At 41.1% G+C, this 13695-nt stretch carries 8 protein-coding genes and 1 pseudogene; 5 read left to right on the top strand and 4 right to left on the bottom strand.

Annotated elements, in window-relative coordinates:
* Positions 1–92: 92 nt before the first annotated feature.
* The 3 genes and pseudogenes from mfd to aspA all read right to left on the bottom strand — a co-directional run.
* Positions 93–3551 (bottom strand): transcription-repair coupling factor, encoded by a 3459-nt coding sequence (gene mfd / locus ACF8FD_RS05620; RefSeq protein ID WP_279678904.1) that lies wholly within the window; start codon positions 3549–3551, stop codon positions 93–95.
* A 140-nt stretch (positions 3552–3691) separates the two neighbouring features.
* Positions 3692–4057, bottom strand: coding sequence for a hypothetical protein (locus tag ACF8FD_RS05615; protein ID WP_004696992.1), 366 nt, complete (start codon positions 4055–4057; stop codon positions 3692–3694).
* 212 nt (positions 4058–4269) lie between these two features.
* Positions 4270–4472: pseudogene (aspA, locus tag ACF8FD_RS05610) on the bottom strand (aspartate ammonia-lyase); the annotation flags it as partial.
* 830 nt (positions 4473–5302) lie between these two features.
* Here aspA and putP point away from each other — a divergent pair.
* Positions 5303–6826, top strand: a complete 1524-nt coding sequence (putP, locus tag ACF8FD_RS05605) for a sodium/proline symporter PutP (protein WP_392453269.1) — start codon at positions 5303–5305, stop codon at positions 6824–6826.
* Between the two features lie 62 nt (positions 6827–6888).
* Here the strand turns inward: putP and ACF8FD_RS05600 are convergent, their stop codons facing one another.
* Positions 6889–7383 (bottom strand): Lrp/AsnC ligand binding domain-containing protein, encoded by a 495-nt coding sequence (locus ACF8FD_RS05600; RefSeq protein WP_004696989.1) that lies wholly within the window; start codon positions 7381–7383, stop codon positions 6889–6891.
* Between the two features lie 117 nt (positions 7384–7500).
* Between ACF8FD_RS05600 and putA the strand changes: the two genes are divergently transcribed.
* From putA to ACF8FD_RS05580, 4 genes are all read left to right on the top strand, one after another.
* Positions 7501–11256 (top strand): trifunctional transcriptional regulator/proline dehydrogenase/L-glutamate gamma-semialdehyde dehydrogenase, encoded by a 3756-nt coding sequence (gene putA, locus ACF8FD_RS05595; protein ID WP_392453268.1) that lies wholly within the window; start codon positions 7501–7503, stop codon positions 11254–11256.
* A gap of 267 nt (positions 11257–11523) precedes the next feature.
* Entirely contained in the window at positions 11524–12606 is a 1083-nt protein-coding gene (trmA, locus tag ACF8FD_RS05590; protein WP_234304995.1) for a tRNA (uridine(54)-C5)-methyltransferase TrmA, read from the top strand.
* A 242-nt stretch (positions 12607–12848) separates the two neighbouring features.
* On the top strand, positions 12849–13073 hold the full coding sequence (locus ACF8FD_RS05585; RefSeq protein ID WP_004984703.1) for a hypothetical protein: 225 nt from the start codon (positions 12849–12851) through the stop codon (positions 13071–13073).
* A gap of 211 nt (positions 13074–13284) precedes the next feature.
* Positions 13285–13533: a hypothetical protein gene (locus ACF8FD_RS05580; protein ID WP_234304996.1), complete on the top strand. Its 249-nt coding sequence runs from the start codon at positions 13285–13287 to the stop codon at positions 13531–13533.
* Positions 13534–13695: the final 162 nt, after the last annotated feature.

The raw sequence follows: 13695 nt of genomic DNA, 5'->3' as shown, positions 1-13695 counted from the left end.
TTCATCAAAAAATCAAGTCTTTCTTTTTATAGCGCAAGTGCGCAAGAAAGACCAGATATCTGTATGAAATCACAGCAAATTAAAACTAAATTTTAATGCAACTCTTTCAACAAACTTTCCAATAAGTCATTGATAAATTGAATCCGTTTTTCATATTCCTCTAGTATGACCATGACCTTTAAGCGCTGACCACCTTCCATCCTAAAAAAGGTCGGGTGTTTTTGCATCATCTGAATAATACTAATTGCCTGAACAGGAGTATCTGGTGAAAATTCAATCGTACCACCATTGGCAGAAATATCCACTTTGGTAATGCCCAGTGTTTCTGCTTTCAAACGCATCTGATGTACAGCAAAAAGCTGCTTTACAGGTTGTGGTGGTACCCCAAAACGGTCAATCAACTCCATACGAATGTTATCGAGTTTTTCCTGACTGTCCGTATTACTAATACGCTTATAGAACAATAAACGCTGATGGACATCTCCCAGATATTCATCTGGAATCAAGGCCGGCATATGTAAATTGATTTCTGCGGTCAGTGAGAGTGGCGCATCGAAATTTGGGGTTTTGCCCTTTTGAATGGCTTTGGTCGCCTTTTCGAGCATCTCCATATATAAGCTATAGCCAATGGCTTGCATTGAACCACTTTGTTGCTCGCCAAGTAGCTCACCCGCTCCGCGAATTTCTAAGTCTTCCGTCGCTAACATAAAGCCCGCACCTAATGTCGATGCCCGCTGAATCGCATCCAGACGTTTTTCAGCATCACCTTTTAATCCTTTGATGGATGGCACCAACAGATAGGCATAAGCTTGGTGATGCGAGCGCCCTACACGCCCACGTAGTTGATGCAACTGCGCTAAACCCAGCTTATCTGCCCGCTCAATTAAAATGGTATTGGCATTCGGAACATCAATCCCTGTTTCAATAATGGTTGAGCAGACCAGCACGTTATATTCTTTATGGTAGAACTGCTGCATGACTTGTTCTAACTCGCGTTCACGCATTTGACCATGTGCAACAGCCACACGTGCCTCAGGGACCAACTCTCGAAGACTCTCCGCTGCACGCTCAATGGTTTCGACCTCATTATGCAAGAAATAAACTTGGCCACCACGCAGTAACTCACGCAAGATGGCTTCTTTAACTGAATCACCCGTATGTTCTTGCACAAACGTTTTTACCGCTAAACGTCGTGCAGGTGGTGTAGCAATAATGGATAGATCACGCATGCCACTAAAGGCCATATTTAAAGTCCGTGGAATTGGAGTTGCAGTCAGAGTCAACATGTCCACATCTGCACGCATGGCTTTAATTCGCTCTTTATCACGTACACCGAAGCGATGTTCCTCGTCCACTATCATCAAGCCCAAGTCTTTGAACTGGACACTTTCTTGTAGAATTTTATGCGTACCAATCACGATGTCGACTTTGCCATCAGCTAAGTCTTCAATCGTTTTGGTATGTGATTTACTGCTGCCAAAACGTGATAAAACTTCGATACGAATAGGCCAGTCTGCAAAACGGTCTTTAAAAGACTCATAATGCTGTTGAGCCAGCAACGTCGTCGGCACCAAAACAGCCACTTGTTTGTTGTTCTGTACCGCTAAAAATGCTGCGCGCATCGCAACTTCGGTTTTACCAAAGCCCACATCGCCACAGACCAAGCGATCCATCGGTTTAGCCAGTTGCATATCATACAAAGTTGCCTCAATCGCATTGGCTTGATCGAGTGTTTCTTCATAGGCAAAGCCACTAGTAAACTGCATATATTGACCTTGATCTAACTCAAAACCAAAACCTGGTTTGGCTTGACGACGGGCTTGGATATGCAATAACTCCGCTGCTACATCATGGATTTGCTCCAATGCTTTACGCTTTGCTTTGCTCCAAGCATCAGTACCCAGCTTATGCAAGGGTGCTAAGTCTGGATCGCCGCCACTATAACGGCTGATCAAATGTAAATTGGTAACAGGAACATAGACTTTGGCCGCATCGGCATAATCGAGCTGCAAGAACTCATAGTCTTGATCATCAATATTTAAAGTGACTAAGCCCGCATAACGTCCCACACCATAGTCGATATGCACCACCGGCGCACCCATACTCAGTTCAGTCAAACTTCGGATAAGAAACTCTTCCGAAACCTCTTGTTGGCGTTTACGACGACGCTGTACAACGCGATGCTCATACAACTGATTTTCAGAAATGATGCTAATGCTGTCTTTTAATACCAAGCCACGCTCTAATGGCGCACTGGTAATTGCAATGGCATGTAAGGATTTTTGAAATTCAGCAAAATTTTCGACATTAGGAATCTCTCCCAATGTTGCACGCAATGCATCTTTTAAAGTTTCACGACGTCCCGCACTTTCAGCAACCAGTAATACCGGATGGTTAGCAGCATCAATATACTGTTTAACCGCATAAAAAGGCTTTTCATTTTTAGGATCGACCGCTAAACGTGGCGGAAGCTCAGTGTTTAAATTGGTCACACCCGCTTTTAGATCAAAAGCCTCGACTGAGGCGATAATGCGTGGAAAGGTATTGAGCTGTTCTAAAACTTGATTGGTCGAAATAAAAAGATGGTTAGGGGCTAAAATTGGCTGATCAACATTATGGCGACGGTCTTCATAACGTCGATCGATTTCTTTCCAAAAACTATCTAAACCATCATCAACTTGCTTATCTGTAATGACAATAGAATGACTTGGTAAATACGAAAGCAGTGTACTTTGGGTTTCCATCTGCGCTGCACTGAAAAATAGTGGGAAATAGAACTCAATTCCTGGCGATGCAATTCCTTCTAACACATCCTGATAAATTGGATTTTTCTTTGGATTTGCCGTCGGAAACATTTCTGCATAGCGATCACGAAAGATGCTGCGTGCATCTTTTAAAGGAAACTCTTTAGCTGGCAATACGGAAAACTGTTTTAAGTTTTGCGTAGTACGCTGCGTTTCAGGATCAAAAAATTTGAGGGTTTCAATTTCATCATCAAACAAATCTATGCGAATTGGTGCAGCTTGCCCTGATGCATAGATATCCATAATGCTACCCCGAACCGCAAATTCACCATGGTCATATACTGTGTCGACCAAATGATAGCCTGCTTGAATCAAACGCTTCTTTTGCTGTTCCAATTCAAACTTTTGACCAACGTGAATATCAAAGTGTTCTCCCAACACCCACGAAGTCGGCGCTACACGCTGCGCCAAGGTCGAAGCCGAAATCAGTAAGACGCCTGTTTGCGGCATATTGGATAAAATTGCGAGACGCTCAGACACAATATCCTGATGAGGAGATAAACGGTCATAAGGCAGAATTTCCCAGTCTGGGAAAATGGTCGGTCGAATACCGTAAAATTCAAATTCACTTTCGAGTTGTGCTAAGTGTTGATTATTTTTTGCCACAACCACAAAAAGCTTTTTATTTTGTGTGCTTAACGTTTGAATGAATAATGCAGCTGAAGAGCCGAGCAAATTTCCCAGCCAACGTTTTTCGCCTGCTTTTAATTGTTGCACATTCAGTTGGGAGATTTCTTCTTGGAACATGGACATGGCTTTAGCGTTTAAAAACATGCGTCATATACTAGCATGATGTCCTCTCGCTGCATGTTATTTTTCACGACAACAACAACATCAATCTAGCGCTAAGTCCTTTTTACAACTCAAATTTATGCCTTTTAAAAGACTTATTTTTTGTCACGTATAAACTGGTAATAATAGTCATTGAGTAGCTTAATCATTCGCTTTAGCTCAGTTAAGTTTTCTAGATTATTACCTAAACGTGCGACAAATCGTTCATTGGCAATTTCCAAATCGATCTTTTCATTGATTAACATAGCACTATAAAAAAGTGCATTGAGGTCATCAAACTGACTAATTCTACGATTTGAAAAATAGACCAAACGTTCAGCATGTATGGCATTTAGCACAATACCTTCAATAATAAAGCCTTTTTCATCATCATATTCAATCTGATGCTGCTGCAAAAAAAGTTGTTCTGGCGCATCTTTCTTTAATTTAAATAATTGGCTTAATTTACTCAACATAGACATCTAATCATGGTTTTTCACTCAGGCTTATTGTAGTTCTAACTACTACATTTTGTTAGCGTGTATTGGCTTAAAAGTATAAAAGCTGCGCATTGACTACTTTTATACCTATATATAGTTATAAATGTCTTAGCGAACTTATGCTAAAGGTACAACCGTAGGCGTCGCCTCAGCAGCCAAGTTTCAAATGAGAAAATGTGACCTAAGGGGTATTAAGTCAACAACCCTTTCTCCAATACCACTTGCTGAATTGTTTTGTTTTTTAGCAATACACTGTTTACCCATTTCACCACATTTCGCGACCTAAAATTGGATCAAGCAAAATCACCATACCAGCACTACGCATGACTGCATCAAAGTATACGTTTTCATTGGCTTGAATACATTTGGTATTTAAGGCTGCAATACCATTAATAAGTGACTAAATGCGGTGCCATTGGATAGACATCATTGGTCGATTGAGATTTATTAACAAGGTCATTTGGCTGAATAACCTCGTATTTACCTTAAGAAAGGAATACATGCTTTAATACAAGATTGGCCAGCACTTCGTTGCTATCCATTTAATTCAAGTGCCCACTCCACCTTTATCGGCATCTATGATTAGATGCAAGGGAAAAGCGTGTAACCAACTTTCAGATGGTTGGCTCAATTGCTCACATGCCCCACAATGGCCTGCACAATTTCAGGAGAAATTTTGTCAAATTTGCAGGTAATTTATAACGACTCTATTTTCACTTGTTCCAAAGCAAGCAGAAAATGCCATTGAATTCCTATTTTCTAATTAGAAATTTGAAAGTTTTCCAATGAATTCAAAGTATGAATGCCTTAACAAAATTAGGTGTTTAGTCCCAGATTTTAATGGTGAAATATTCGTCTTTTCTACCTATTTCACGACTGTAAATACATTTCATAAATGAAACACTTTATATGTAAATATGCCTATTTTGCAGGTAATGTAATTTTTCGTAAGCAATATAAAATCATAAATTATAACTAGCCCGCTGATTTTACGAAATAAATGCATAGAATTTCATTTACCCTATAAAAAAGAATAATAATTGACCAATAAACAACATATTTTCAACAACTTATTGTTTAATTTTAAAAAACAATTAATAATTACACAAAATATACAAAAACACCTCACAACTGTTACAGAGTGTAATTTTATTTTTATGCTTGAATCGCCGTCTCAAACAAAGCGATTAAAAAATCTCCCAAGTCGGATTTTGCCAAGGAATGCCTATGAGTCAAATTAACCCCACCCTCGTCACATTTTTAGTTTATATCATTGCCATGATTGGCATCGGTTTGTATGCATACAAGTCCACAAACAACTTTGATGATTACATCTTAGGTGGTCGTAGTTTAGGAAGTGTGGTTACTGCACTTTCCGCAGGTGCATCAGACATGAGTGGCTGGTTACTGATGGGCTTACCGGGCGCAATTTATTTGTCTGGTTTGTCTGAAGCGTGGATTGCTGTAGGTCTGATCATTGGTGCATGGCTCAACTGGTTATTGGTTGCAGGACGTTTACGTGTACACACTGAAGTCCAAAACAACGCCCTCACCCTGCCTGATTATTTCACAGGTCGTTTCGCAGATCGTAAACGTATCTTGCGTATGATCTCAGCGATCGTTATTTTAGTATTCTTCGCGATTTACTGTGCTTCCGGCATGGTGGCTGGCTCACGTTTATTTGAAAGCATCTTTGACTGGGACTACACCACTGCTCTTTGGATTAGCGCAATTGCAACTATCAGTTATGTATGTATCGGCGGCTTCCTTGCAATTAGCTGGACAGATACCTTTCAAGCAGGCTTAATGATTTTTGCTCTGCTGCTTACCCCAATCATGACTTATCTTGCGATTGATGGTAATGCTGCACAGTTCACAGTCCTACTTGAAACGGCTCGCCCACAAGCAATGCACATTGTCTCTGAGCTCAGTACTGTTGCCATCCTGTCATCATTGGCATGGGGCTTAGGCTATTTTGGTCAGCCACACATTTTAGTGCGCTTCATGGCTGCAGACTCTGTGAAAACAATTCCTGCTGCGCGTCGCATTGGTATGACATGGATGATTTTATGTCTAGGTGGTGCGGTAGGTGCAGGTTTTATTGCTATCGCATATTTCCAACAACACCCTGAACTAGCGGCTGTGGTTTCTCAAAACCCTGAAACTGTGTTCATGGAACTGACTAAAATATTATTCAACCCATGGATTGCAGGCATTGTTTTAGCTGCAATTTTAGCTGCGGTGATGAGTACATTAAGCTGTCAGTTACTGGTTTGCTCTACAACATTGACAGAAGACATGTACAAAGCCTTCATCCGTAAAACCGCTTCTCAAAAAGAATTGGTCTGGGTGGGTCGTTTCATGGTTCTTGCAGTTGCTGTTCTTGCAATTTGCTTAGCAAGCAACCCTGACAGTAAAGTTCTAGGCCTTGTAGCTTATGCATGGGCAGGTTTTGGTGCGGCATTTGGTCCACTGATTATCTTGTCTTTGTTCTGGAAGCGCATGACCTTGAATGGTGCTATTGCAGGTATTATTGTTGGCGCGGTAACCGTGATTGTGTGGAAAAATGCATTAGGACACTTAGGTCTATATGAAATTATTCCAGGCTTCATCTTCTCTTGGATCAGCATTGTAGTGGTAAGCTTAATGGGTAAAGCCCCTGAAGCTGAAGTGGTACAACGCTTTGAACAAGCAGACAGCATGTACAAACAAGCGATGGCTGAAATGAAACAAGAATCTACACAACGTTAATTGAACGTGTAGACCAAAAAAAGGGGCTTTTAAGCCCCTTTTTTTACATCTCATGTACTCAATTATTTCGACAAAGGTTTGTATTTGAGTTGAATACGTGAGCTTTCTTTGATGACTTCCATCACTGGATAACTGCGCGTTTCTTTAACACCCGGCAGTTGCCACAAGACTTGACCTGAGATTTTTCGGAACTCATCCATACTGGCACAGCGAATCTTCACCACAAAATCAAAGCCCCCACTGGTCATATGACATTCCACAATTTCATCATGCTGTAGCACGGCATGGCGAAAATCTTCCAAGACATGTGGCGTGGTTTTATCCAAAAGGATCTCCACAAAAACCACAAAACTGGCATTGAGCATGTTTGGATTTAAGCGTGCTTCATAACTCAGAATAAAACCTTCCTTGGTTAATTTCTGTACTCGAGCCAAAGCAGCCGTCGCTGACAAGTTCACTTCTTCGGCAAGTTTAATATTCGATATTTTTCCATCTCTTTGAAGAATATCTAATATTTTGATATCTGTTCGGTCCAAGCTAAAAATTGGGCTCGTCATCTGAATTAATCTCTAAATAGCATACAAATTATAGTGAGTTATTCGGCATTCTTTCTGTAATCATAAATTAATTACTATAGATCTCTCAACACATTATTGTATGCACAGGATGTAGGCATGAATATGATGGAAAGCAATACGCATTTCAACGACGCTCAAACTCAATTTGAATATATTACCGAATTCAAAGAAAAAAGTGAGCTTGAAGTTGAAATCAATACCGCTTGGCGACGTGCCGAAACTGACTGTGTTCAAAACTTATTAGACCACAGCAAAATCTCTGACGAGATGAATCAACGCATTCATGAACTTGCGTTTGATTTGGCTCATACTTTACGTGAACGTAAAAGCGGCAGCGGTAAAGCAGGCATTGTACAGGGTCTCTTACAAGAATTTGCACTGTCTTCTCAAGAAGGCATTGCGCTGATGTGTTTAGCTGAAGCATTGCTTCGTATTCCAGACATGGCGACACGTGACCTATTGATTAAAGACAAAATCAACCAAGGCAACTGGAAAGAGCACGTTGGTCAAAGTAACCTGATGTTTGTCAATGCGGCAGCATGGGGCCTCATGTTGACTGGCAAGCTCATGGAAACACCAAAGCAAAATAGCTTATCAGGTACTTTAACAGGCTTATTGGCACGTAGTGGTCGTGGCATCATCCGTAAAGCAGTTGATGTAGCTATGCGTATGATGGGCGAACAGTTTGTGACTGGCGAAACCATTGGTGAAGCATTACAACACGCTGAACGTCTTGAAGAAAAAGGCTTCCGTTATTCATACGACATGTTGGGTGAAGCAGCACTGACCGATCATGATGCTGATCGTTATATGAAAGACTATACCGATGCCATTCATGCCATTGGTCAAGCGTCAAAAGACAAAGATGTTTACGACGGTCCGGGTATTTCAATTAAATTATCTGCTCTACACCCTCGCTACCAACGTGCGCAAGTTGCACGTATGCATGAAGAGTTGTACGGTAAAGTCTTTACGCTTGCTAAATTAGCACGCGGCTATAACATCGGTTTAAATATTGATGCTGAAGAATCTGAGCGTTTAGAAATTTCTTTAGAAATGCTCGAACGCCTATGCTTTGAACCAGAACTCAAAGACTGGAAAGGCATTGGTTTCGTTATCCAAGCATATCAAAAACGTTGTTTCTACGTGGTTGACTACATCGTAGACTTAGCTAAACGTAGCGAAAAACGCTTAATGATCCGTTTAGTGAAAGGCGCGTACTGGGACAGCGAAATCAAGAAAGCGCAAATTGAAGGGATGACTGACTACCCTGTATTTACTCGTAAAGTACATACAGACTTGTCGTATATCTCTTGTGCGAAGAAATTATTAGCTGCACCAGAACAAATCTACCCACAGTTTGCAACACACAATGCGCAAACCTTGGCGACTATTTATGAAATGGCTAACCCAGAGAAATACTACGTGGGTCAGTATGAGTTCCAATGCTTACACGGCATGGGCGAGCCACTGTATGAACAAGTGGTCGGCGAAAAACTAGATAAAAAACTAGGTGTACCTTGCCGTATTTATGCACCTGTGGGCAACCATGAAACACTATTGGCTTATCTTGTACGTCGTTTACTTGAAAATGGTGCAAACACCTCTTTTGTCAACCGTATTGCAGACAAGTCACTTGCAATTGATGATTTGATTGAAAATCCAACTCAAACCATTTTAAGCAGTGCAAAACGTGAAAATATCGTGGGTCAAAAGCACCTTTCGATTCCACTTCCTGCTGAGCTTTATGGCCAACTACGCGCGAATTCTAAAGGTTTAGATCTTGCAAATGACTCTGCATTAGTTCAGCTGAACCAAACAGCTCAACAGTTTGCTAAGCATCAATGGTCTGCTGCCCCAATGGGTGAACACATTCAGACCAATGACGCCGTTGCTCCGCAAAGCATCATCAACCCAGCACGTCACTCAGATGTTGTCGGTTATGTACAAGAAGCAACAACTGAACAAGTTGAGCAAGCATTAAACAATGCCCAGGCTGTTCAAGACATTTGGGCACGTACGGCTAAAGACACCCGTGCGAGTTACCTACTTCGCGCTGCTGACTTAATGGAAGCTCGCTTAGAAGAACTGATGGTTTTACTTTGCCGTGAAAGTGGTAAAACGTATGCCAATGCCATTGCAGAAGTTCGTGAAGCTGTAGATTTCTTACGCTACTATGCAACGCAAATGATTGATCTAGATGCAAACGCAGAAGTTGAGCCTTTAGGCACGATGCTATGCATTAGTCCATGGAACTTCCCATTGGCCATCTTCACAGGTCAAGTCGCTGCTGCATTGGTTGCAGGTAATACAGTGATTGCTAAACCAGCTGAACAAACGCCATTGATCGCAGCGCAAGCAATTCAGATCTTATGGCAAGCCGGTGTGCCTCAAGCGGCTGTACAGCTGATGCCGGGTCGCGGTGAAACTGTGGGTGCACAACTCAGTGCATCCGAGCAAGTTCAAGGCATCATGTTCACAGGTTCAACTGAAGTTGCTAAGATTTTGCAAAAAACTGTGGCGAAACGTTTAAGCAAAAATGGTGAAAGCATTCCACTGATTGCTGAAACAGGCGGTCAAAATGCCATGATCGTTGACTCTTCGGCACTGACTGAACAAGTTGTACTTGATGTCGTTAGCTCAGCTTATGACAGCGCAGGTCAACGTTGTTCTGCCCTTCGCGTACTATGTGTACAAGAAGATAATGCCGATGCAGTAATTCAAATGCTTAAAGGCGCAATGCAGCAACTTCAAGTGGGCAACCCATATCTACTTAAAACAGATATTGGCCCTGTAATTGATGCTGAAGCGCAAGAAAACATTCAAAAGCACATCGACAAAATGCGCCAAAAAGGTCATCGCGTACACCAATTGATGCTTAATGATGCTCAAGACACTGAGATAAATGCAGGCACGTTCATTACACCAACATTGATTGAACTGCCAAATCTAAATGATTTAGAACGCGAAGTGTTTGGTCCTGTGCTGCATGTGATTCGCTTTAACCAAGGTTCACTTAAACAGTTACTTGAGCACATCAACAGCAAAGGCTATGGCCTGACGATGGGTCTACATACCCGTATTGATGAAACCATTCAAACTGTAATGACCCATGCTGAAGTAGGTAACCTCTACATCAACCGTAACATCGTGGGTGCAGTTGTAGGTGTACAACCTTTTGGTGGCGAAGGTTTATCAGGTACAGGTCCTAAAGCGGGTGGTCCAATTTATCTATATCGCCTAATGCAAAACTGTTCTGCGAAAAAGTTGAATAAACCATTTGCAACAGGTGCTGATTTAAACCCTCAGGTTGAGTTCAGCAACTCTGCATTGTTCCTTGAGTGGGCAGCTAAAACCTTCCCAGCAGTGAAATTGGCAAAAATTGAGAACTTCTGTTCAGGCCATCATTACGAGCTGCAAGGTCCGACTGGTGAAAGCAACCAATACATGGTGATTCCGCGTCATGCAGTCTTGTCATTAGCTGAACAAGAAGCAGATCAACTACAACAGTTGAATGCGATTTTTGCAGTCGGTAGCCGTCCAGCAGTGCTTGCAGATAACAGCTTTGTGTTAAAACACATGCCAAGCATGCCTAAAGCATTGGCTCAAGCGTTCCATGTCATCAAAGACATCAAAACTGATGCTTTTGATGCGGTATTGCACCATGGTACAACGGCGCAGCTTTTAGCGTTGCAACAGCAGATTGCTGAGCGTCAAGGTGCGATTGTGGGTATTACTCATCTTATCCCATCACAAACTGCCATTCCTTTAGAACGCTTTGTGATTGAGCGCGCTATTAGTGTTAACACTGCAGCTGCTGGTGGTAATGCAAGTCTCATGACTTTGAACTAAGCCGAATTTAAACCTGTAGCTCTTATCGGGACTACAGGTTTATTACTATGTTTCCTCTATTGCCAAGTCAACATCTCCTGGTCTGTTTACTTGGCATTTTTTATGCGACTGGGTTTGACCTAATCTGCTCGAAAATTTCCGATATGGCACAGCATCAAACCATCTGTAACATGAATAAACCCCACGCTTTTGCTGAATATCTTTAGGCTAATTCGGCAAACTTTGTTACCATCTCTTTTTTCTATATGTTTGCGATTTTTACTGCATATGACTTCTTCTTATCAACAACAACTTGACGCCAAAATTGAACGAATTACAGCTCAATTTGCTGAACTCACTCCACCTTCGCTTGAAGTTTTTCAATCTCCTGAAAAACACTTTCGCATGCGTGCAGAATTCCGTATTTGGCATACCGAAGATGATATGTTTTATGCCATGTTTGAACGCGATGAAGACAATCAGAAAAAAATCATCCGTATTGACGACTTCCCAATCGCTGATGCCAGTATTAATCAGCTCATGCCTGTTTTATTGGCAGAATTAAAAAGCAACGATCTCCTGTCAAAACGCCTATTTGAAGTGCATTTTTTAGCGACCTTAAAAGGTCAAATGCTGGTTTCACTGATTTATCGCTGCCCACTCGATGAACAATGGCAGGTTTTAGCCAAACAACTTTCAGAAAAATTAAATATTAAGTTGATTGGTCGTAGCCGTGGTCAAAAAGTGGTACTCACTGATGAATTTGTGGTGGAAGAACTTCAAGTTTTTGAGCGTAAATATCAGTACAAACAAATTGAAAGCAGCTTTACGCAGCCCAATGCGCAAGTCTGCCAAAAAATGCTCGAATGGGCCTGTAATGCTGCACAGCAGTCGAACAAAGATTTGTTAGAACTTTACTGTGGCAATGGTAACTTCACCCTACCGCTTTCCACCCATTTTAACCGTGTTTTAGCCACTGAGCTGGCTAAGTCTTCAGTGTATGCAGCACAGTGGAATATCGAACAAAACCACATCGATAATATTCAAGTCGCGCGTTTATCGGCAGAAGACTTCACACAAGCCTATAACGGCGAACGCGAATTCCGTCGCTTACAAGAAGCAAATATTGATATGAGCAGCTATGAGTTCGATACCGTGTTTGTTGACCCACCGCGTGCGGGTATTGATGATGAAACCTTGAAATTGATTCAGCGTTTTGAACGGATCATCTATATTTCGTGTAATCCTGACACCTTGCATGACAACTTAAAAACACTCAGCCAAACCCATAAAATTTCACAGTTTGCTCTGTTTGACCAATTCCCCTATACCCACCATGTTGAATCCGGGGTTTTGCTGGAAAAAATTTAAACAATTTGTTGCAACTTAAACCGTATAAAAAAGAAGCTCGAATGAGCTTCTTTTTTACTTTTCATGAAAAAAGATAAGCTTATATAAAATGCAAGTATTTCAACTGTCATAATAACGTTAATACCTTGCGCTATAATCGGAATTTTTCGACATCGATCGCTGCTTTTATCTCTCACGCTGACTTGCATTATTTTACAGATTGGTTATATTTCACCCTATGTTAGGTTGTAAATGAAGTCTATATGAGTTTTTGGCAAAAGCTGTTTTCAAATGAACAGCAAAACGAGCATAAAAATCAAATTGCTTGTGTTGAAAATGACTGCTCTTGTAAAACCAATGAACAGCTCATCGAAAAGCTTAAAACAGCGACCGATGAAGACGTGATTGTTGGGATTAAAAAAGTATTAGCTTCTCGTGGCTATGGCCGTAAGGAGTTAAATGAACTTCAGCATCGACCTCTACAGTAGTAGAGTCACTGAATATTCATCAAAAAGGCACTTAGATTGATCTAAGTGCCTTTTTTTTAATGCCTGTACGTCACTCTGCTTATAAAAAAACTACGGCATGTGAAACACAGTACACTTTGAACGTTTAAATATTATACAAAGCCTTAAATTTTTGTTACCTTACAGGCTCAATATAAAAATCAATAATGTTTGAAAATTAAAGGTTTAAGCAATGAAAAAATTACTTATGGTCAGCACATGTATTACCCTTTTATCTTTATCAGCATGTAGCAAGATGCCGAAAGCCTGTGTGGAGTCTTGGGAAAAAATGGAAAAACTTGCCGAGCAGATGGGTTTGCCGGAAGAACAACTCAAAGAACAAAAAAAGAAATTTGAAGAAGATGTGAAAGCGATGAACACTGAAGAAGCAACACGCATGTGCAGTACCCAAAACTCACTTTTAGGTCTAGTGGATCAATAAACATCGCCTTATCTTTAAAAGGGATGCTTGCATCCTTTTTTAATGTAAAGACGTAAGCTAGATACTCCTTTCCAATCGGTCTCTTTTATTTCTATCATCGTAAACTCAAATAACCGAAACCTACTAAACAGTCGATTATTCCCAGCAGAAGCTTTAAAATAC

Source organism: Acinetobacter sp. TYF_19, assembly GCF_043105125.1.
Lineage (GTDB): Bacteria > Pseudomonadota > Gammaproteobacteria > Pseudomonadales > Moraxellaceae > Acinetobacter > Acinetobacter johnsonii.
The sequence above is the reverse complement of the archived record's forward strand: the minus strand, read 5'-3'. Positions and strand labels throughout refer to the sequence as shown.

What these genes read in the sequence shown, in the direction of transcription:
- ACF8FD_RS05580 (WP_234304996.1), top strand. Translation starts at nt 13,285, where the DNA reads ATGAAAAAATTACTTATGGTCAGCACATGTATTACCCTTTTATCTTTA.
- ACF8FD_RS05600 (WP_004696989.1), bottom strand. Translation starts at nt 7,383, where the DNA reads ATGACGAGCCCAATTTTTAGCTTGGACCGAACAGATATCAAAATATTA.
- putA (WP_392453268.1), top strand. Translation starts at nt 7,501, where the DNA reads ATGAATATGATGGAAAGCAATACGCATTTCAACGACGCTCAAACTCAA.
- ACF8FD_RS05585 (WP_004984703.1), top strand. Translation starts at nt 12,849, where the DNA reads ATGAGTTTTTGGCAAAAGCTGTTTTCAAATGAACAGCAAAACGAGCAT.
- trmA (WP_234304995.1), top strand. Translation starts at nt 11,524, where the DNA reads ATGACTTCTTCTTATCAACAACAACTTGACGCCAAAATTGAACGAATT.
- mfd (WP_279678904.1), bottom strand. Translation starts at nt 3,551, where the DNA reads ATGTTCCAAGAAGAAATCTCCCAACTGAATGTGCAACAATTAAAAGCA.
- putP (WP_392453269.1), top strand. Translation starts at nt 5,303, where the DNA reads ATGAGTCAAATTAACCCCACCCTCGTCACATTTTTAGTTTATATCATT.
- ACF8FD_RS05615 (WP_004696992.1), bottom strand. Translation starts at nt 4,057, where the DNA reads ATGTCTATGTTGAGTAAATTAAGCCAATTATTTAAATTAAAGAAAGAT.